The 21,643-nt window shown below is 45.2% G+C and carries 17 protein-coding genes; 9 read left to right on the forward strand and 8 right to left on the reverse strand.

Going from position 1 to position 21,643, the window contains the following annotated elements:
* Positions 1-65: 65 nt before the first annotated feature.
* Positions 66-1,691 carry a phosphoenolpyruvate carboxykinase (ATP) gene (gene pckA / locus BCU75_RS04035; protein WP_076676008.1) on the forward strand — a complete coding sequence of 542 codons (1,626 nt, stop codon included), beginning with the start codon at positions 66-68 and terminating at the stop codon, positions 1,689-1,691.
* A 153-nt stretch (positions 1,692-1,844) separates the two neighbouring features.
* Positions 1,845-3,839, forward strand: a complete 1,995-nt coding sequence (locus BCU75_RS04040) for an AsmA family protein (protein ID WP_102472993.1) — start codon at positions 1,845-1,847, stop codon at positions 3,837-3,839.
* A gap of 47 nt (positions 3,840-3,886) precedes the next feature.
* Here BCU75_RS04040 and BCU75_RS04045 read toward each other — a convergent pair whose 3' ends face one another.
* Genes BCU75_RS04045 through BCU75_RS04055 form a run of 3 tightly spaced genes read right to left on the reverse strand, consistent with a single transcriptional unit; the run spans position 3,887 to position 6,186 of the window.
* Entirely contained in the window at positions 3,887-4,822 is a 936-nt protein-coding gene (locus BCU75_RS04045; RefSeq protein ID WP_076676004.1) for a bifunctional GNAT family N-acetyltransferase/hotdog fold thioesterase, read from the reverse strand.
* A gap of 16 nt (positions 4,823-4,838) precedes the next feature.
* On the reverse strand, positions 4,839-5,273 hold the full coding sequence (dtd, locus tag BCU75_RS04050) for a D-aminoacyl-tRNA deacylase (RefSeq protein ID WP_076676002.1): 435 nt from the start codon (positions 5,271-5,273) through the stop codon (positions 4,839-4,841).
* Positions 5,245-6,186, reverse strand: a complete 942-nt coding sequence (locus BCU75_RS04055; RefSeq protein ID WP_102472994.1) for a virulence factor BrkB family protein — start codon at positions 6,184-6,186, stop codon at positions 5,245-5,247. Before BCU75_RS04055 ends, dtd begins: the two co-directional genes overlap by 29 nt.
* Positions 6,187-6,391: 205 nt before the next feature.
* Between BCU75_RS04055 and BCU75_RS04060 the strand changes: the two genes are divergently transcribed.
* Positions 6,392-7,033 carry a DUF2959 domain-containing protein gene (locus tag BCU75_RS04060; RefSeq protein WP_102472995.1) on the forward strand — a complete coding sequence of 214 codons (642 nt, stop codon included), beginning with the start codon at positions 6,392-6,394 and terminating at the stop codon, positions 7,031-7,033.
* 20 nt (positions 7,034-7,053) lie between these two features.
* Complete coding sequence (locus tag BCU75_RS04065) at positions 7,054-7,584, forward strand: AAA family ATPase (protein WP_102472996.1); 531 nt, start codon at positions 7,054-7,056, stop codon at positions 7,582-7,584.
* A 270-nt stretch (positions 7,585-7,854) separates the two neighbouring features.
* Here BCU75_RS04065 and typA read toward each other — a convergent pair whose 3' ends face one another.
* Entirely contained in the window at positions 7,855-9,687 is a 1,833-nt protein-coding gene (typA, locus tag BCU75_RS04070) for a translational GTPase TypA (RefSeq protein WP_004735586.1), read from the reverse strand.
* Positions 9,688-10,251: 564 nt separating this feature from the next.
* Here typA and glnA point away from each other — a divergent pair.
* From glnA to BCU75_RS04100, 5 genes are all read left to right on the forward strand, one after another.
* Complete coding sequence (gene glnA / locus BCU75_RS04080) at positions 10,252-11,661, forward strand: glutamate--ammonia ligase (protein ID WP_004735585.1); 1,410 nt, start codon at positions 10,252-10,254, stop codon at positions 11,659-11,661.
* Positions 11,662-11,878: 217 nt separating this feature from the next.
* The gene (locus BCU75_RS04085; RefSeq protein ID WP_102472997.1) at positions 11,879-12,442 is read left to right on the forward strand and encodes a DUF4124 domain-containing protein; all 564 of its coding nucleotides are present in this window, start codon (positions 11,879-11,881) and stop codon (positions 12,440-12,442) included.
* A gap of 168 nt (positions 12,443-12,610) precedes the next feature.
* Complete coding sequence (glnL, locus tag BCU75_RS04090; RefSeq protein WP_076675992.1) at positions 12,611-13,687, forward strand: nitrogen regulation protein NR(II); 1,077 nt, start codon at positions 12,611-12,613, stop codon at positions 13,685-13,687.
* A gap of 123 nt (positions 13,688-13,810) precedes the next feature.
* Positions 13,811-15,214, forward strand: a complete 1,404-nt coding sequence (gene glnG, locus BCU75_RS04095; RefSeq protein ID WP_076675990.1) for a nitrogen regulation protein NR(I) — start codon at positions 13,811-13,813, stop codon at positions 15,212-15,214.
* A gap of 109 nt (positions 15,215-15,323) precedes the next feature.
* Positions 15,324-17,867 (forward strand): EAL domain-containing protein, encoded by a 2,544-nt coding sequence (locus tag BCU75_RS04100; protein ID WP_102472998.1) that lies wholly within the window; start codon positions 15,324-15,326, stop codon positions 17,865-17,867.
* Positions 17,868-17,953: 86 nt separating this feature from the next.
* On the opposite strand, the gene hemN is transcribed toward BCU75_RS04100, so the two are convergent.
* From hemN to BCU75_RS04120, 4 genes are all read right to left on the reverse strand, one after another.
* The gene (gene hemN, locus BCU75_RS04105; protein WP_076675986.1) at positions 17,954-19,345 is read right to left on the reverse strand and encodes an oxygen-independent coproporphyrinogen III oxidase; all 1,392 of its coding nucleotides are present in this window, start codon (positions 19,343-19,345) and stop codon (positions 17,954-17,956) included.
* A 347-nt stretch (positions 19,346-19,692) separates the two neighbouring features.
* Entirely contained in the window at positions 19,693-20,181 is a 489-nt protein-coding gene (locus BCU75_RS04110; RefSeq protein WP_017079341.1) for a DUF2489 domain-containing protein, read from the reverse strand.
* A 6-nt stretch (positions 20,182-20,187) separates the two neighbouring features.
* Positions 20,188-20,745, reverse strand: a complete 558-nt coding sequence (gene yihI / locus BCU75_RS04115) for a Der GTPase-activating protein YihI (protein WP_102472999.1) — start codon at positions 20,743-20,745, stop codon at positions 20,188-20,190.
* A complete protein-coding gene (locus BCU75_RS04120) occupies positions 20,745-21,383 on the reverse strand; it encodes a class I SAM-dependent methyltransferase (protein ID WP_004735576.1) in 639 nt (212 codons plus the stop codon). The genes yihI and BCU75_RS04120 overlap by 1 nt, the downstream gene beginning before the upstream one ends.
* Positions 21,384-21,643 lie beyond the last annotated feature (260 nt).

The following is a 21,643-nucleotide window of genomic DNA, read 5'->3' on the forward strand; positions in this document are numbered from 1 at the left end:
ATGGTGAGCAGATAACAATAAAAATTTATACAAAATCCCTACAAAATATCCTACAAGGAGCACCTATGACCGTTATGGAACATACTAAGGCTGCACAAATTGATCTAACTAAGCACGGACTGACTGGCGTTACTGAAGTTCTTCGTAATCCTAGCTACGAGCAGTTATTCGTTGAAGAAACACTGCCAGGTTTGGAAGGCTACGAAAAAGGCGTAGTAACGGAACTAGGCTCTGTTGCAGTTGACACTGGTATCTTTACTGGACGCTCACCAAAAGATAAGTACATTGTAAAAGATGACACTACGCGCGATACCATGTGGTGGTCAGATCAAGGCAAAAATGACAACAAACCGATTACAACTGAAGTTTGGAGTGAGCTGAAAGAGCTTGTGACGACTCAGCTATCTGGCAAGCGCCTGTTTGTCATCGACGGTTATTGTGGTGCTAACCCAGATACACGTTTAAGTGTGCGTATTATCACTGAAGTAGCGTGGCAAGCGCACTTCGTTAAGAACATGTTCATTCGTCCAACTGACGAAGAACTCGCAACGTTCGAACCTGATTTCGTGGTAATGAACGGTGCTAAAACAACCAACCCTAACTGGGAAAAACAGGGTCTAAACTCTGAGAACTTCGTTGCTTTCAACCTAACAGAGCGCGTTCAAATCATCGGTGGTACTTGGTACGGCGGTGAAATGAAGAAAGGCATGTTCGCAATGATGAACTACCTACTTCCTCTGCAAGGCATTGCTTCAATGCACTGTAGTGCCAACGTAGGCGAGAAAGGCGACGTAGCCGTATTCTTCGGTCTGTCAGGTACAGGTAAAACGACCCTATCAACGGATCCTAAACGTGAGCTAATCGGTGATGATGAACACGGTTGGGACGACGATGGTATCTTCAACTTTGAAGGTGGTTGTTACGCGAAGACAATTCGTCTATCTAAAGAAGCTGAACCTGAAATCTACAACGCAATCCGTCGCGATGCGCTACTAGAAAACGTAACGGTTCGTGGCGATGGTTCTATCGATTTTGATGACGGTTCAAAAACAGAGAACACTCGTGTTTCTTACCCGATTCACCACATCGACAACATTGTTAAGCCAGTATCAAAAGCAGGTCACGCTCAAAAAGTTATCTTCTTAACAGCGGATGCGTTTGGTGTACTACCACCAGTATCGAAGCTGACTCCAGAGCAAACTAAGTACCACTTCCTATCCGGCTTCACTGCGAAACTAGCGGGCACAGAGCGCGGTATTACTGAACCAACACCAACGTTCTCTGCAGCATTTGGTGCGGCATTCCTAACTCTTCACCCAACTCAGTACGCTGAAGTGCTTGTGAAGCGTATGGAAGCGGCTGGCGCTGAAGCTTACCTAGTGAACACAGGTTGGAATGGCACAGGAAAACGTATCTCTATCCAAGATACTCGTGGCATCATCGACGCTATCCTAGATGGCTCAATCGACCAAGCTGAGACTAAGGTTATCCCTATGTTTAACCTAGAAGTACCGCTAGCGTTGCACGATGTTGACCCAGCGATTCTTGACCCACGTGATACTTACACTGACCCACTACAGTGGGAAAGCAAAGCGAAAGATCTAGCAGAGCGCTTCATCAACAACTTTGATAAGTACACAGACAACGCTGAAGGTAAGTCACTGGTTGCTGCAGGCCCGCAACTAGACTAGTCCACCATCTGCTCGGGCTTAGCCAAAAGCGAACGCCCAATTTAAAGTGATTTTTTTGTAGCAAGCCCCTCTTTTGAGGGGCTTTTTTGTTGCTGCTTGCCCCTTTTTGTTCCACTCTGTTTTGAGACTATTGAAATTTAAGGCTTTCAGGGAATGAAAAAGGTATTCATGGTGATCGGCATTGTAGTGGCCATCATCGTTGCGACTATCGCAGCGTTGTTATTAAGCCTACAGACTCAATACCGAGCTGATGTTGCTAACTTTTTTATCAAGCATACGATTGAACAACCGGTGCTCATTGAAGATGTCGAGTATCAGGCGCCTTATCACATCACCTTGATGGGCATTACCCAAAGCCAACCAGAAAAACAAAAGCCTCTATATATCGACAAAATCGATCTTTGGTTCAGTCCCAGCTCGATTACAGAAGCTAAGCTGGTCTTGGACTCCGTCTTGATCAGTGGCCTACAGTTGGAAATAAGCGATCTAGAGACATTCACGCCGTTATTCATCCAACCAAACATCAGGCTCCATCAGCTAGCCATCAATAATCTCGACTTTTCGACCCCAGACTTTAATGCGCGAGGCATCGACCTCCAGATCTCCGATCCAACGCGGGACAACAGCAATAGCAACAGCAGCAGAAACAACAACGCATTGCTGCCCTATGGCAAAATCCAACTCTCAGTCACGCAGCTCTATTGGCAGGGAGAAGCCTTCGATAATCTGTTGATTGACCTAGACCTAAAATCCAGCGACAGCACGCTTTATGGCGCTTCCTTTGACTGGCGCGGCGCCAAGATTTCCGGACAAGCAGAGCAGTATCAGCAAGATTGGTCGCTGGTGAATGTGACCGTCGATGGCTTACGGCTCAATCAGAAACAGACCCAAAGCCTACGAAGCAAAGAATGGGATGTAGCAGGTATTCAGATCAATCACATCAATAGCTTAGATATTCTGCGTAGCGATGTGGAATGGAACGATGGCCACCTCGCAGCCTTTGATGCATCACTAGAGAATATTCAACTGCCCTTTGAGCTGTGGAAGCAACAGAAAGCTATTTTCTCTCTGCAAGCAGAGGGAGTCACCATTGACGATGACATGTTCATAGAACCAAGTATCAAGCTCAATTTAGGCCCAAACCAAATTTTGATTGAAGACTTCTATACTCAATTCCTACAAGGCAGTATTCAACTTAATGGCGAAGTCACCCCTAGCAGCATCCAATTAGCGCAGCTCGACCTACAAGGCATAAAGTGGATTACGGAAAGCCAAGATAAAGTTCTACCATCCGCTCGCCTATTACCTTGGCTGACACAGCTTCAGCAAGCCTCTATTGGCCGACTTAATATAGAACGTAGCCAACTTATCCAACTCGCAAACAAACCTTACTGGCAGGTCTCAGGGCTGCATGTCGAAGGACATCAGATTCAACTGCTGCAACAGAGAAAGTTAGGACTGTGGCAAGGCAAGTTGATGGTTAGCGCCAACGATGCCAGCTATCAAAATATTGTTAGTGTTCAGCCCGTGGTTGAAATGAATAGCGAACAAGGAAAATGGACGCTGACACGCCTGTTTATGCCACTAAAGCACGGCTATATTGAAGCCAACGCAACACTCGACTTCAACCAAATCAGTAAGCCATGGAGCTTAGATATCTCTGCCGATGGGTTACCCATAGCACCCATGCTGCAGCAACTCGAATTACCGCTCGATGCAACCGGCTATGGTGAGTTTGAACTTCAAGCCGCAGGCTTGTATGGCGATTCGTTGATGTTCGGCTATTCAACCACAGGGCAACTCACTGGCAGTGTTCGCCAAGGTGTGATGACCTTTAACGATAAACTTTCTGAAACATCGACTGATAACGTGTTTGAAATCCCAGAGCTTAATGCGAATTTTGACCGTGGTCGCTTCACGCTCGAACCAATGCACATTATTGGTGCATCCGCAGCAGAGCAAGGTACACAAAGAGTTCAAACGCTCAACGGTGAGGTCTCTGGAGAGCTCGACTTGCTTAAAATCGAGCAACACACGCTATCCATTTCGTTATCGGACCAATGCCACCAAATATCAGGAAAGCTCACCCAAGCTGAGTATTCCGAGATTAACGACTGCCAACAAAAAAGCGCCACTCCACAGGAGTAGCGCCTTCAATCAATATCTTACTTAATCAACAGCGTTACGAGTGTCCGCTATACGCTTACATTGGTGTCTGTTGATAACCTCTTTTTGTAGTCAGGGATCAGCATATAGGTTCCCGTAAACTCTACCGCTTCCACATCGCCACTATTAATGGTCACGTGAATGATGATACGAGCCTTTCTGCCTGATGCGAGGCGATCCAAATCGCCACTGATACCATCCAATGAGGTAGAAGCGACTGGGTTTTGCTCGACGGGGTGACGATAACGAATATTGCTGTCTGCCAGTACGATATCACCGGTCAGCCCACGCTCTTTCATAAGTAACCAAGTCATTCCCCAACCCGTTAGAGTCGCCAAGGTAAAGGCGGAGCCAGCAAACATGGTGTTATGAGGGTTAAGGTTTGGATTCAACTGAGCACTACACTCAAACTGATAGCCTGTGTATTGATTAATCTTGATGCCCATCTTGTCACTGATCGGGATTTGATTTTCCCAACGCTGCTGAAGTTCATTACACCACTCTGGTTTGCGGAGTACATCAGCCATAGGGTCAAGAGGTTTCACCATCTGTTGGTGACGCACAGGGCCACGCTGGTCGTTGATTTCGCCACGGCGTTCAAACTCATTCTTCTCATAGAATGAGATCGCATCTTCACGTGCATTACACACCAAACGCTTCGCCCCTTCTTGACGCGCTAGTGACTCAAGCGCAACCAAGATAAGTGAGCCCATGCCCTTACTTTGGCGAGAGTTCTTCACCGCCATATAGCGAATCTGCCCCTCTAGATCTGGTGTGATATAGAGACGACCAATCGCCATTGGACGACCTCGACCATCGACAATCATGCGATGGTGGCTCATTGGGTCATATTCATCGCGCTCAGATCCTACCGGCATTCGCCAAGGTTCACGGAGCATTTGCCAACGAAAATGGTAATACTTGTTCAGTTGATTTTCGGTGGTCGGTGTTATGAGTTTAAACATGCTTATTCCTTTAAGCCTAAACCTGCAGCCAGAATGTTACTGGGCCATCATTAACCAAAGACACTTTCATGTCGGCTGCGAATCGGCCACGTTCCGTTGGCAACACTGATTCACACTGGTCAGAGAAATAGTTGTAAAGACGCTCGGCATCTTCTGGGGGAGCGCCACGAGAAAATCCTGCTCGTGTGCCTTTCTTGGTATCGGCTGGCAGAGTGAATTGAGAAACCACAAGCACCTTGCCTTCCACCTGCTTCACATTGAGATTCATTTTATCGTCTTCATCTCCAAAGACACGATAAGTGGTCACTCGTTCCATCAAACGTTTAGCTTTGGATTCGTCATCACCTTTTTCGACGCCTAATAGAACTAATAAGCCTTGTTCTATCTCACCCACTACTTCGCCATCAACACGGACGGCAGCTTCACTTACTCTCTGGATCAGTGCTATCACTGTTGTTTCCTTGCTCTGTGATTTTGTCTTTATCCGACGAGTGTACCATTTCTTGCGTGTCACTCCACTGTTCGTGCTCGCCAAGCGCAGCGGTCACTTCAGCACCCACTAACACGATTAACCAGCACAAATAAACCCAAACAAAAAGAATCGGAATCGCCGCTAAGGCACCGTAAATCAATTGGTAAGAAGGAAATTGAGTAATATAAGCCGCAAAACCTTTCTTACTTAATTCAAACAGAATTGCCGCAACCAAAGAGCCTGCTGCTGCATGAGAAAAGTGTATCTTTTTGTTTGGAACGAGAAGATATAAACCGAAGAACGCAAAGAAAGAGAGAATCAAAGGAAGTTTGCGAATCACGGTATTAAAGGCGCTCGATACGACTTCATTCTGTAGTAAATTCAATGAAGTCACATAGGAGGTCGCCGCAATACTGGCGCCCACTAAAATAGGTCCAAGCGTTAACACCATCCAATACATGGAGAAAGACAGCACCGCACGTCGCTTTTCCGTTACACGCCAGATGTAGTTCAGGTTCTTATCAATATTGGAGATCAGCATCAATGCTGCCACGAATAAAAACACACTACCGACGGCGGTCATTTTTCCGGTATTGGCGACAAACTCAAGCAAAGCACCGTGCACTGCATCCCCTGACGCAGGAACAAAGTTGGTAATGACAAAGTTTTGAATCACGAGACCGACATCAGCAAAGATTGAGAATGACGATAAAATTGATAGCAGGACCGTCAGCATCGGCACAATGGAGAGCAGAGTAATGTACGCTAAATAGCCCGCGTTCACGTTGACTCTATCGTGCGTCATCCTCGCCAAAAGATAGCGGGAAAACTGGATGCTTCCTGTGGCTGCCTTTTTTATCTTCAACTTGTAACTCCCTGGTAACTCGTTCATAGTCCTAATTATTATTCCGTTATATTAATCACAGTAAGTCAATGTTCAAAAATAGCGTAGGAAAAAGGCTTGAGAACAAGGTAGAGTTTTTCGATAAGTAGTTATTCTACAATCAAAAATTCTAACGCCGTTATCGAGGATTTTAACAAGCTAGATTGAGCAGTTATTTACTACGATTGATATTATTTAACTATAGGAAACTAGGATGCCTTATTTAATAGTTATAGTCCTCTCTATTTTTACTCTTACTGGATGCCAGTCAGCTTATTACACCGCAATGGAGCAAGTGGGTTACCACAAACGTGACATTATGGTCGACAGAGTAGAAGACGCGAAAGAATCACAGCAGGATGCTCAGGAAGAGTTTACTAGCGCACTTGAAGCCTTGAGTAGCCTGACTAACTTCAGTGGTGGCGACCTTGAAGACATGTACAACCAGATCAACGATAAATACCAAGACAGCGAGAAAGCCGCGCAAAATGTCAGTGATCGTATTGCTGCAATTGAAGATGTGTCGGATGCGCTGTTTGCAGAGTGGCAGAGCGAGTTAGACCTCTACACCAGTGATTCACTGCGCCGTTCGAGTGAACAAAAACTGCGAGAAACCCAATCATCTTACAAGACCATGCTTTCAGCAATGAAACGCGCTGAGAAGAAAATGGACCCGGTACTCAACACCCTTCGCGACAACACGCTTTATCTGAAACACAACCTCAATGCGAGCGCTGTCGGTTCGTTGCAGGGCGAATTCATGAGCTTAGAAAAAGACATCGCCTACGCAATAGAACAGATGAATGCCGCGATAGCAGAATCGGATAAGTTCCTAGATCAACTGAACCAGAAGTAGCGCTACAGAGACAGGACACGATGAAGCCAATCATTATTACTGGCGGCCCCGGAGCCGGAAAGACAAAACTGATCAATGCCTTGGGTAACGCGGGTTACCCAACCTTCGCTGAGTCCTCTCGCCAGTTAATAGAACAGCAGAGCCAACTTGAGAACGGTATCTTACCTTGGTCAGACCTACCGGGCTTTGCTCATTTGTGTTTAACCGTCATGATCGAGCAAAAAGAACAAGCTAACCAGCCACAAGTTGCGTTTCTTGATCGCGCTATCCCAGATATCTGTGGTTACCTAACTCAGGCGAATCTAACGATAGATGCGATCTACCGAGAAGCAAGCAAGGGCTATCACTCCCAAGTCTTATTCTGTCGCCCTGAGGCTTCTATCTATGTCCAAGATGATGTCAGACCTTATCCATTTGAGGAAGCGTTAGAGATTCACCACGCGTTAATCAGAGTCTATCAAGAGTTAGGGTATGAGGTTGTCGAGGTGCCATTTATGTCAGTCGAAGACCGGGCTCTATTTGTTCAAAGCTACCTAGGTATCAACGCCTAGATCCCCAACTCAATCGTTCCTCCCTCTTGAAGATGACGAATACTTAAACACTCTTCGTATCTCTCATCTCGTTTACTCGTATCTAAACAACCTTCCGTCATTCCCTACAGTGAGGAACGAACGTGATATGGAATCTCTTGTTGCTTTCAGGTTCTCGATATTTTGCTAAACAACACATAAAACAAAAGCCCCGAGCAGCTAGGCTACTCGGGGCTTTCTTACTTATTCTAAAACGTATTGCTTGATAGCTAGAAGCTAGTCAGCTGGCAATTAAGCCTTAGCTGGACGTGCTGCACGCTTACGGTCGTTTTCAGTAAGAAGTTTCTTACGGATACGTACGTTTAGTGGCGTTACTTCTACTAGTTCATCTTCATCGATAAACTCAAGAGCTTGCTCTAGAGTGTGCTTGATCGGTGGAGAAAGAACTTGTGCTTCATCAGTACCAGATGCACGAACGTTCGTTAGTTGCTTACCTTTCAGACAGTTTACTGTCAGGTCGTTTGAACGGTTGTGAATACCGATTACTTGACCTTCATAAACTTCATCAGCGTGCTCTGTGAATAGACGACCACGAGCTTGAAGGAAGAACAATGCGTAAGTCAGTGCTTTACCCGTTGCGTTCGAAATTAGAACACCGTTGTTACGCTGACCAATGATACCGCCTTTGTAAGGACCGTAGTGATCGAACGAGTGGTAAATAAGACCAGAACCAGACGTCATTGTAAGGAATTCAGTTTGGAAACCGATAAGACCACGAGAAGGCATCATGAAGTCCATGCGAACACGGCCTTTACCATCTGGTGCCATATCTGTTAGCTCACCCTTACGTAGACCGATGCTTTCCATGATCGCACCTTGGTGCTCTTCAACTACATCGATAGTAACCGTTTCGAACGGTTCCATTTTCTGACCATCTTCTTCTTTGATGATTACTTCTGGACGAGATACTGCTAGCTCGAAACCTTCACGACGCATGTTTTCGATCAGGATAGAAAGGTGAAGCTCACCACGGCCTGATACGCGGAAACGGTCTGGACTTTCAGTTTCTTCAACACGTAGTGCAACGTTATGAACCAATTCTTTTTCAAGACGCTCAAGGATGTTACGTGAAGTTACAAACTTACCTTCTTTACCCGCGAACGGAGAAGTGTTTACTTGGAAAGTCATTGTTACTGTTGGTTCATCAACAGACAGTGGTTCCATTGCTTCAACATTGTTTACGTCACAGATAGTGTCTGAAATTTTCAGTTCACCAAGACCTGTGATTGCAATGATGTCGCCAGCGTTAGCTTGTTCTACTTCGTGACGCTCAAGACCTAGGTAACCAAGTACAGTACCTACTTTACCGTTACGTTTTTTGCCTTCAGCATTCACGATAGTTACTTGTTGGTTTGGCTTAACAGAACCACGAGTAACACGAGCAACACCGATAACACCTACGTAAGAGCTGTAATCAAGTTGCGAAATTTGCATTTGAAGTGGACCTTCAAGGTCAACTGCAGGTGCTTCAACTGTATCAACAACAGCTTGGAACAATGGTTCCATGTCTGTGCCAACTTCGCCTTCTTCCATTGTTGCCCAACCGTTTAGAGCTGAAGCGTAAACAACAGTAAAGTCTAGTTGCTCATCAGTCGCGCCTAGGTTGTCGAACAAGTCAAATACTTGGTCCATAACCCAATCAGGACGAGCACCAGGACGGTCAATCTTGTTGATAACAACGATTGGCTTAAGGCCGTGTGCGAAAGCTTTTTGCGTTACGAAACGAGTTTGAGGCATTGGACCATCAACTGCATCAACGATCAGAAGAACTGAATCAACCATAGACATGATACGTTCAACTTCACCACCGAAGTCCGCGTGTCCAGGGGTATCTACGATGTTGATACGGTAATCATTCCAGTCAATTGCTGTGTTCTTAGCAAGGATTGTAATGCCACGCTCTTTTTCGATGTCATTCGAATCCATGACACGCTCTTCAGCTTCACCACGAGACTCAAGAGTGCCTGACTGTTGTAGTAGTTTATCAACCAAAGTCGTTTTACCGTGGTCAACGTGCGCGATGATCGCGATATTTCTTAACTTATCAATCTGTGGAGTAGACATGGATTCTCGATTCACTCATAAAAGGTAGCCGTCAATTATCTCAATTGTTTGGATAATAACCGCTAGCTTGATTTAAAAAACGGTCAATAATATACCAGATTCTAGACAAAAACCCAGAAATATGTGATCTCAACCAAGGCTTTTTTCTTTATTAGCGATTCATATCCGCTTAACTTTGATTCAGTACAGTATCTAGCAGTCTAATTCGTAGGATTCTAAAAAAGCATCAGTCGTAAGGTGGACAACCAAATCTCCGGCAAAATAACAAAAGTGGATTGACAACTTAAGCAATTCATTGCTGAATGGTGCTCGCTTATGTTTCATATTGGTGCATTGACAAGTAATTGCACCAATAAGGTGCATGTAGAGATCATTTTGGTGCAAAAACCAAAGTAAGCGAAACAAGAAAACAATTAAATCATTGAAATTAATGGAATAATTTTTTTGGCACGTTTTTGGCTATAGATAAACCAGCATCGATTAATGCACTTGTAGACATTAATCAATGCTGGTTTCAACCGAATCGAGCTAATACCGAATTAATAACACTGGAGGTTATCCAAGATGTCAGTAGAAAATGTACTATCCCTGATCCAAGAGAACGAAGTTAAATTTATCGACTTACGTTTTACTGATACAAAAGGTAAAGAGCAGCACATCTCTATTCCTTCTCACCAAGTTGATGCGGACTTCTTCGAAGAAGGTAAAATGTTTGACGGCTCTTCAGTAGCTGGTTGGAAAGGCATTAACGAATCTGACATGGTAATGATGCCAGACGCAGCTTCTGCTGTACTGGACCCATTCACAGAAGACGCAACGCTAAACATCCGTTGTGACATTCTTGAGCCTGCAACAATGCAAGGCTACGACCGTGACCCACGCTCTATCGCTAAACGTTCTGAAGAATACCTACGTTCTACGGGTATCGCAGACACAGTTCTAGTTGGTCCAGAGCCAGAATTCTTCCTATTCGATGACGTTAAGTTCTCAAACGACATGTCTGGTTCTTTCTTCAAGATTGATGATGTAGAAGCAGCTTGGAACACAGGTTCTGACATCGAAGGTGGTAACAAAGGTCACCGTCCTGGCGTTAAAGGCGGTTACTTCCCAGTAGCTCCTGTAGATTCATCTCAAGACATCCGTTCAGCAATGTGTCTAGTAATGGAAGAGATGGGTCTAGTAGTTGAAGCTCACCACCACGAAGTAGCAACTGCGGGTCAAAACGAAATCGCAACTCGCTTCAACACGCTAACAACAAAAGCAGATGAGACTCAAATCTACAAGTACGTTGTACACAACGTTGCTCACGCATTTGGTAAAACAGCGACATTCATGCCTAAGCCACTCGTTGGTGACAACGGTTCTGGTATGCACGTTCACCAATCTCTAGCAAAAGACGGCGTTAACCTGTTTGCTGGTGATAAGTACGGCGGCCTATCTGAAATGGCGCTTTACTACATCGGTGGTGTAATCAAGCACGCTCGTGCAATCAACGCATTTGCTAACCCATCAACGAACTCGTACAAGCGTCTTGTACCTGGTTTTGAAGCTCCGGTAATGCTTGCTTACTCAGCACGTAACCGTTCTGCTTCTATACGTATCCCAGTAGTACCAAGCCCGAAAGCACGTCGTATCGAGCTACGTTTTGGTGACCCAGCAGCGAACCCATACCTATGTTACTCAGCAATGCTGATGGCTGGCCTTGACGGTATCAAGAACAAGATCCACCCAGGCGAAGCGATGGATAAAGATCTATACGACCTTCCAGCAGAAGAAGCGGCTGAAATCCCAACCGTTGCTGAATCTCTAGAAGTAGCACTTAAAGCGCTAGACGACGATCGTGAGTTCCTAACAGCTGGCGGCGTATTCTCTGACGATTTCATTGATTCTTACATCACACTGAAATCTGACGACGTACAACGCGTGAACATGGCAACACACCCACTTGAGTTTGAACTGTACTACTCAGTTTAATAATCGTGTAGTGACTCTTACTGCAACATGTAAGAAGTGCTAAAAAATATTAGGCTCGCCTCGCAGGTGGGCCTTTTTTTTATTCTCCCTCCCCCAGCTTCCTCGTAACATACCTTTGACAAAAGCCCTCAGAGGCTGCTGCTATAAATACAATAAAATCAACAACAAAACCAACGCCAAACGTGAAACCACCTTACGGTGGAAAGAGGCTTAAAACATGAAAAATATACTGTTCCTAATCGGGTTAACAGTCGTGCTCTCATGCTCGGCTCAAACGGTGTATACCTGGGTAGATGAAGATGGCGTACTCCACTTTAGTGATACCCCTACCGATCAAAATGCGCAGTCTTTTCGCCTACCGGATGTGCAAGCTTCTGCACCGGCTCCTCAATTTGAGGCCTCGACTCCCGTTGACGCTGCAGCTTCATCTACAACTAAAACGCCGACTCAAACTCAGGAAAAAACAGAAAGCACGAAGCGGGAGTTGCCAACTCAACTAGCCCTCACCATGCTAACTCCCGTTCATGACCAAACCATCCGTAGCAACCGCGGCTTAATCGCTGTTCAAATAGAGCTGAGCCGCAAGCTTGGTATTGGCGAGCAGTTGCAACTGATGCTCGATGGTCATCGTTATGGCGCACCACAAACCCAATCAAATTGGGAACTGAAAGGTATCGACCGAGGTACTCACACCATTGCAATTCAAGCACATAGAAGCGGCAAGCTTATTGCATCTACTAGTCCAGTCACCGTGTATTTACATCGAGCGACGCTCAAGTAGGCCAATGTGTTAAAAGAGACTGAATTACCTCTACTTTTCACCTAATCGAAGCAGCTTTCAGCGACTCTAATGAATTATCTTTAGCTTCTGGTTGATATGCGCCATACTTGAACTTAGCTACGCACCAATTTGGTGCAGTGAGAAAAACACCAGTTCAAGGACGAAATAGTGAATCGATCAGCCAAAAGCGACAGCATAGATACACATCACCTTTCCAGCGCCATTCTAGACAATATGGTGACCTCCACATTGATGCTCGATGAGCAACTGTATGTCCGATACGCCAACCCGGCGGCTGAACAACTCTTTTCACAAAGCGCGCGACGCATCGTCGATCATCCACTGAGCCAACTTATCCAACACGCCTCATTGGATTTGGCACTTTTGACGCAACCGCTACAAAGTGGCCAGAGCATTACCGACAGTGACGTGACCTTCGTTGTTGATAACCGCCCACTGATGCTTGAAGTCACGGTTAGCCCAATCTCTTGGCAACGAGAGACACTGTTATTGGTTGAGATGCGCAAGATAGACCAGCAAAGACGCCTCAGCCAAGAGCTCAACCAACACGCACAACAACAAGCAGCTAAGCTGTTGGTGCGCGGGTTAGCACATGAGATTAAGAACCCACTCGGTGGCTTAAGAGGTGCAGCGCAGTTACTTGGGAAAATGCTTCCTGATCAGTCTCTTAATGAATATACACAGATAATTATTGAGCAAGCAGACCGCCTAAGAGCTTTAGTCGATCGCCTGCTTGGCCCTCAAAAGCCGGGAACTAAATCAGAAGAGAACCTTCACCAGATACTTGAAAAAGTAAGGCAGCTCGTCGAGCTTGAATCGGGTTCAACACTCGTCATAGAGCGAGATTATGACCCGAGCTTACCGGACATTTTGATGGATTCAGCACAAGTTGAACAAGCGATGCTCAATATCGTGAGTAACGCGGCGCAGATTTTAAAGGCCCAAGAATCCAGGAAAATCACCATTCGCACCAGAACGGTGCATCAAGCCAATATTCATGGGCAGCGACACAAACTCGCAGCGCGCATTGAGATCAGCGATAACGGTCCGGGCATCCCCGATGATTTAAAAGACACGCTGTTTTACCCAATGGTTAGCGGACGAGAGGGTGGCACAGGGCTGGGACTATCGATTTCTCAAAACCTGATCGATCAACACAATGGAAAAATTGATGTTGAGAGCTGGCCGGGTAACACCACATTCACGATTTACCTACCGATCTAAGCGAATATATGACTTGTTATTAAGTCGCGAGTGAAAAGGCTTAACTCGGTAATACAAAGATTAAAGACATAATAAAAACAACAATGATTATCACAATAGATTTGGCTGCAAAGGAATTGAATTATGAGTAAGGGATACGTTTGGGTCGTCGATGACGACAGCTCTATCCGCTGGGTAGTAGAGAAAACACTGTCATCTGCGGATATAAAGTGTGAAACATTTGCTGATGCTGAGAGCGTACTGCTCGCGCTTGAGCGCGAAACACCAGACGTCTTGGTGTCTGATATTCGCATGCCCGGCATTGACGGCATTGAGCTGTTGCATCAGGTTCATCAACGCTCTCCTGACCTGCCCGTGATCATTATGACCGCACACTCAGACCTTGATGCGGCGGTGAATGCTTATCAAAAAGGCGCCTTTGAATATCTACCGAAGCCATTCGATATTGATGAGACACTGACTCTGGTAGAGCGAGCGATCGCACACAGCCAAGAGCAAAAGCGAGAACAAGCCAGCGAAGTAGCCGAAGAAACCAACGCACCAGAAATTATCGGTGAAGCACCTGCAATGCAGGAAGTTTTCCGAGCTATTGGCCGTTTGTCTCGCTCATCCATTTCGGTTCTCATTAATGGTGAATCGGGTACGGGTAAAGAATTGGTCGCTCACGCTCTACATCGTCACAGCCCAAGAGCTAAGAAGCCCTTCATTGCCTTGAACATGGCAGCAATCCCCAAAGATCTGATCGAATCAGAACTGTTTGGCCACGAAAAAGGCGCCTTTACCGGCGCTAACAGTGTTCGCCAAGGACGATTCGAGCAAGCCAACGGCGGTACTCTATTTCTTGATGAAATTGGCGATATGCCTCTCGATATTCAGACTCGACTACTGCGCGTACTTTCTGATGGTCAATTTTATCGTGTCGGTGGGCATTCTGCGGTTAAGGTTGATGTTCGTATCGTTGCAGCAACCCACCAAGATCTTGAGCGCTTAGTACATGACGGTGGTTTCCGTGAAGACCTTTTCCATCGACTCAACGTTATCCGAATCCATATTCCGGCACTGCGCGAACGTAAACAAGACATTGAAAAGCTGACTCACCACTTCCTAGCATCAGCCGCAGAAGAACTCGGTGTTGAAGTGAAGACACTGCACCCAGAGACCATTTTGAAGCTCAATCAACTGAATTGGCCAGGTAACGTACGTCAACTCGAGAACATTTGTCGTTGGCTCACCGTCATGGCTAGCGGCAGTGAAATACTCCCTTCAGACTTACCACCAGAACTGTTGGAAGAAAAAGTGGTGACGACCTCAGGGACTGGGGATAACTGGCAACAACTGCTCGCTAATTGGGCAAAGTGTGCGCTTGATTCAGGAGAAAAGGAATTACTCACTTATGCTCTGCCAGAGTTTGAACGTATACTGCTAGAGGCTGCACTCAACCATACCAATGGTCATAAACAGGATGCTGCTAAGGTTTTGGGATGGGGAAGAAACACCCTAACTCGTAAACTAAAAGAACTGTACTAGACCTTATATGACTCTCTATGCAGCTACTTTTTTAACCAAAAAAGTGTCGCTTGGTTTGAGTAGTGTCGGTACAATTACAGTGCACTATTCACCAAAGTTGTAGCTAAAGATGTCTTTGAAAACACAGATTACCTTGAGAACCGCCGTGGTTCTGCCATTCGTGATGATTTTTCTGTTCACTATGGGCGTAATGGTTTTCACTCAAAAGCAAAGCTACAAAGAGATGGTGAGTGATGTTAGTGCACGCCAACTAACATCACTTACTGACAATGTTCATCAAAGCCTGTCCAATTTTTTAGAAAAACCATTTCACGCGAACCTCTCGCTCAGCCATAACATCGGCTACCACCATCTTTATCAAGCGGGCAATCTTAGCAAGGTCCAAGACTACATTCTTTATACGTTTTCAGACCATTTCACTGCAGTCCCTCAAATCGATGTGATCGGCTTTGGTTCTGAAGATGGTAACTATGTCGGTTTTCGTAAAGAAGCCAACAAAGGCTACACCTTGATGGTGCAAGACGACCGTACTAACGATCAGTTGGTCATTTACCGTGGCAGTAAGATTAGTGAAGACATTCGATCTGTGATTTCAGGTTACGACCCGAGAGCCCGCCCATGGTACACACCCGTTGCTACACAAAAAAAGGCGGTATGGTCGCCAATTTATGCCAATGCTGATGAGCGCCAAGAAATCACCTTATCTGCCCTCGCCCCTATCTATGATGACAACCAATTCAAAGCCGTCGTCGTCAGCGACATCAAGATCAATACCTTCAATGCATTTCTCAAAGAACTTAAAGATAAAACAGATGCCTCTGTTTATATCATTGATAAACAACAACGCTTGGTCGCTCACTCGGGCGGAGGCAGCGTGGTCTCTTGGGGAACAGGGAAAACCAATAAAGGCCAACGCTTGCTTGCATCAGAGAGTGCTAACCCGGTAATACGTGAAAGTGCTAGCTACGTAGATCAATTTCACCTAATCGATAATTTGGGCGTGCAGCGCTTTAGCTTTCACCTAGACAACGAACGATACTTCAACCAGATCACCCCTTATCAAGATGAGCACGGCATCACTTGGTTTATTGGTATGTCGATCCCTGAAAGCAACCTACTCGGTGAATTACCTGAAAACCAAAGAAACAGTTGGTTGATCGGGCTAGCACTGAGTTGCATTGGTGTCATTACAGGATTAATTGCCTTTAATCGTGTTACCCAACCTATCACCTCAACAGCGGATGCAGCAAAACGTCTTGCTAAGGGCGATTGGGACACGAGCATGCCAAAGACGGGGCATATCTATGAAACCAGCATGTTGGTGGAGTCATTCAATGAAATGACCAACAACTTAAAGGCTTCCTTTCAAGCATTGCAGTCTCAGCTTACCTATGACTCATTAACCAAGCTATACAGCCGCGAAGGCTTTATCGACGCTGCCAAGAAAAACCCTAAAAACGAAAAAGGCACACTTTACTTAGTTGGTATCAATCGCTTCCGAGACATCAATGACAGCCTTGGCCATTACAATGGTGACCAATTGCTTATCATTGTAGCCGCTCGTTTAAGAGGCACACTGCCATCCGAGTACCTATTAGCTCGCACTGGCGGTGATGAGTTCGCCATTTACGCCCCAAACGTCATCCAAAGCGAGGAGGCTCAACTACTGACTAATCGCTTGCTTCAAACCTTTGCATCCCCATTTTCAATGGAATCAGAAAGTGTCGTCATTAAGGTATCGATGGGAATCGTCGGTGTATCTAACGTCCACGACATTGCGCTATTGCTGCGCAGTAGTAGCATTGCTCTAAGCAACGCAAAACAAGACAAAGCGAGTGTCAGCATTTACAGCCCAGAGATGGGTAAAGCATCAAGACATCGTACTAAGATGTTGGCGCGGATGAACCGAGCGATTGAACGTCAACAGTTCGAACCCTTCTATCAACCTATTATTGATCTCGAATCCGGCTCGACCATTGGGGCTGAAGCTTTAGCACGCTGGATAACCGATGAAGGGGTGATCTCACCACTCGAGTTCATTCCTCTCGCAGAAGAAAGTGGGCTCATTTACGATATCGGCAAGCAAATTCTACATAAATCGTGTCGAGATACTGCAATCGCGATTGAGTCAGGAAAATGGAGCAAGGACTTCTCTATTCACGTCAACCTATCGGTCGATCAACTGAGTGAAAGTGGCTTTGTTGAACAAGTAAAAGGCACGCTACGTGACACCAAGCTACCAGCAAGCAACCTGACACTGGAGATCACTGAGTCACACATCGTCGACAATGACCCAGCCATCATCGATAACATGCTAACGCTAAAAGCATTAGGCATCTCGATTGCAATTGATGACTTTGGTACCGGCTATTCGTCACTGGCTTATTTACACAAACTGCCATTTGATTGCTTAAAGATCGATCGCAGCTTCGTCAGCAAGCTGGAACAAGAGAACCTAGACAGCTCCATCGTCACAGCCATCGTTAACATCACCAAGGGTTTCAAGGTGAGCTTAGTGGCAGAAGGCGTTGAAACACAGCAACAGGAAGAACTCCTCAAGCAACTAAAGTGCCCACTTGCTCAAGGGTTTTTATACAGTCGTCCAGTACCGTTTGACCAATGGCCTACCGACCTCAGCAATGCTAATAAATAGAATACAAAGGTTAAATCGAATGAGCCAGAGACAAAAATGCCAGCATAATGCTGGCATTTTTTATGTTTCTATTCTCAATCGAGCGATTAAATCACACGAGAGAACTGCTGTTGGCGAGCCTTAGCACGTAGGTATTTATCGAAACACATACAGATATTACGAATCAACAAACGACCACGCAAAGTCACGCGGATTTCTTTGTCGTCAACTTCAACCAACTCATCGTTGATGAAGGTTTGCAGTAGCCCTAAATCTTCTTTGAAGTAACGATTAAAGTTAACCGAGAACTCAGATTCGATCATGGTTTTATCAAGCTTAAAGTTACAGATAAGCTGTTTGATCACTTCACGACGTAGTAGGTCATCACTGTCTAGAGCAACACCTTTCCAAAGCGCGTGACGAAGGTCATTCACCTGAGCGTAGTACTTCTTCAGCTCTTTCTGGTTTTGAGCGTAAGCATCACCGACCATAGAGATCGCTGAAACACCGAAACCAACTAGGTCAGCTTCACCTTGGGTCGTGTAGCCTTGGAAGTTGCGATGCAGGATACCTTCACGCTGTGCTACTGCTAACTCGTCTTCAGGCAGAGCAAAGTGATCCATACCAATGAACTGGTAGCCCGCGCCCGTTAAAGTCTCAATGGTATCTTGTAGGATTGCCATTTTCTCTTTCGGTTCAGGTAGGTCTTCATCTTTAATCTTACGCTGCGCAGCAAACAGTTGCGGCATGTGTGCGTAGTTAAATACCGATAAACGGCCCGGTTTCATTTCTAACACTTGCTTCAATGTTTCCGCGAACAAAGCTTGAGTCTGCTTTGGTAGGCCGTAGATCAAATCAAGGTTGGTTGAACGGAAACCTAGCTCTTTCGCACGTTGAACCATTGCAATGATGAACTCTTCATCTTGCTCACGGTTAACCAGTTTCTGTACTTCTTTATTGAAGTCTTGCACACCAATGCTCAGGCGGTTGAAGCCTTCGTTACGCAGGTGGTCAAGTACATCTAACTCAATCTCACGTGGGTCAACTTCAATACTGATTTCAGCGTCAGTAGTAAAATTAAATTCCTCACGCAGAATCATCATCAAGCGAGTGATTTGTGTTTTGGTCAAAAACGTTGGCGTACCACCACCGAAGTGCAATTGCGTCACTTCACGGCCATTCAACAAAGAGGCGCGTTGGCGGATTTCATGTTCAATCACATCTAAGTACTCATCCGCTTTATGCGAGTGACGAGTAATGACTTTATTACAACCACAGTAGTAACAAAGCTTATGACAGAACGGGATATGCACGTAAAGAGAGAGTGGACGCTCAGGGTACTGAGTACACGCCATGTCGTAATCAGCGACGGTAAACGCTTCATGAAACTCCAACGCTGTTGGGTATGAAGTGTAACGAGGTCCCGAATAGTTGTACTTATTTAAGATCTCTTGATCCCAAACGATTTGCTGATTCGTTGTTACTGGCTTGCTCGACATAGCGGTAATTCCAATTTAGATCCGCGAGAACCTAAGGTCTCTCAAATCATTTTACATACATTAAAATATAGACGGGTTATTTTGCCACACGACCAGTAAGGTCGTTCCAAGACAAAATCAATTTTTCAGACAAAAACTCAGAACTGCTAGCTTGATCACTAACAAAGCGTCGGGATTAACGAGACGCAAAAGGTAAGAAGGCTAATTTAACATTGTCTGTTAAAAGACAAGGCGACCTAAAAACAATATGCATTTAAGACAAAGCGTCTTAAATGCATAGGTATTAAAAGCAGCGCGTCTTAAAAACTGAATGTTAGACAAGCCTCTATATTTAAAAGTCTTAGTGACTAGATCATCTGAATGTTGATTTGGTTGTTGAGCGGCTTAACCTTCTCCTGCAACCTTTTCAAATCTTCAATGACCGCATCATTCAAGCGAGTCTCCGCCTTATGGCGTGTGAGATTCTGCTGCATGCGCTCTTTCTTCGTCAGTTCCTGCCTTCCGTCTCCGCGAGCCATATCTTTTACGATATGGTACAACTCAGAAAGAGCAGGATACTCAGAATCAAAATCGACACGCTCATCACCCTGAACGTTATCCATAATAATACACACTCGGATACTGATCTCAGGTAAGTCACACTGGCCTTGAATACCCGCTAAGCACAAAGTATTTACGTTTTCGTAAATCGTCGCGTTACGTTTTTCAATGGCAAGTGCTTGATGCTGCTTTTGCAACTCCGTCTGCTTCTTCACTTGAAGTAGAAGGTAACCTGCGTAAGAGCCCAAGCCGAGAATGATAATTCCACCAGCAATTGCTAATAAGGTTACGTTCATTGGCTATTAACCTTTAAAGCTGTCTAAGTCGAAATCTTCGAATTGAGATAGTAAGTCTTCATCAGAGCTCGCTTTCTTCTTAGATGCAACCGGTGCTTCTTCGAAGATCTCTTCTTCATCGTTTTCTGGCTCTAGCAGACCTAAACGGCCCATTAGGTGTTCGATACGATCAAGTTTCTCATCAACAAACTTCTGCAGACCAGCACCTAGGTTTTCACCATTTTCGATACGATCTAGCAATGTGTTCAGTTGAGCATCATTCTCAAGCATCTCTAACTCTTGTTCGTTAGATAGCTTGCGCTCTTGTTTCGTCGACTTCTTCGCTGGTTCAACAATCAGCGGGATTTTTTTCTTGCTGCCTAAACGAGGGTCGCGAGCTAGTGCAGCTTTACGCTGTTTTGCTTCGCTACCATCTGAGTGACGGCTGCCAGATTTAAGGCCTTTACGCTTTTTAACACGCTTACGTTCACGACCTTCAACATCAGATTCACTACGGTTACGAGTAACCATAGGTTCCGGAGCGCCAAGTGCTCCCGGTTTTCTTGATTTCTTACTACGACCCATTACTGCACTTTCCTCAGTAAAATTACATCATTTCCAAAAAATTCTAGTTCGAGCTTATCCCGCTCTGCCAAAAACTGGAATGTTTGACGACTAAAGAAGACGACATGTGTCGGGTCATTCTTGTAGTGCCAACCAGCAAACGCGTCTACGTCTATTACTAGTTTAGTCATAAGACCAATCCAGCCCTTGGGTTTAACTAAATTCAACCATTGCTGCCACACTTTGTCTGGGTGATAAAGATGCTCTATCACCTCCGTGGCAGTCATAAAGTCATACGTTTTTTCCAACACAGAAGCTTCTGGGTGGTAATAGATATCGTACAACTCCATGGTGTGTCCGGCTTCTTCTAACATAATAGATAGCGTAGGGCCTGGGCCACAACCAAAATCCAACCCGTGTGAGTTAGATGAAATTTTGTCTGTTAGTGGATCCGCGATGCGAGATAGAAAACGACGATAGCCTGCATCACTAGGATCGTTCTCATGGAGATCATAGTGTGCTTTCTCTTCTTTTGCTTCTAACCTTTGTTCAGGTTTAACAAATACCAGTTCACATTGCTGACATTGCAGATAGGCTCTGCGTTTGTCTTCAAAATAGTGATTCACGCCTTGGTGATGGCATAAGGGACAAGTATACATAGCACATCCTTAAACAGGGATGCGAAACATACCAGAAACTGAGTTTATAGTGGAGAGGTATTGGGTGTTTTTTCATCAAATCAATAAAAAAAGCGATAGGAAAACCTATCGCTCTCTAAATCTGCCTATATCGGCCAAAATTTGCATACTCAACTTGGTACACAAATCTCCATTTGTTATTGGTGCTTTCCATGCCAAATTTGTTTGTTGTTCATCGTCCTGATGAGTTTTGGCTATCCTTTTCTAACACCTTGTTGCTG

This window comes from Vibrio splendidus (assembly GCF_002873455.1).
Lineage (GTDB): Bacteria > Pseudomonadota > Gammaproteobacteria > Enterobacterales > Vibrionaceae > Vibrio > Vibrio splendidus_J.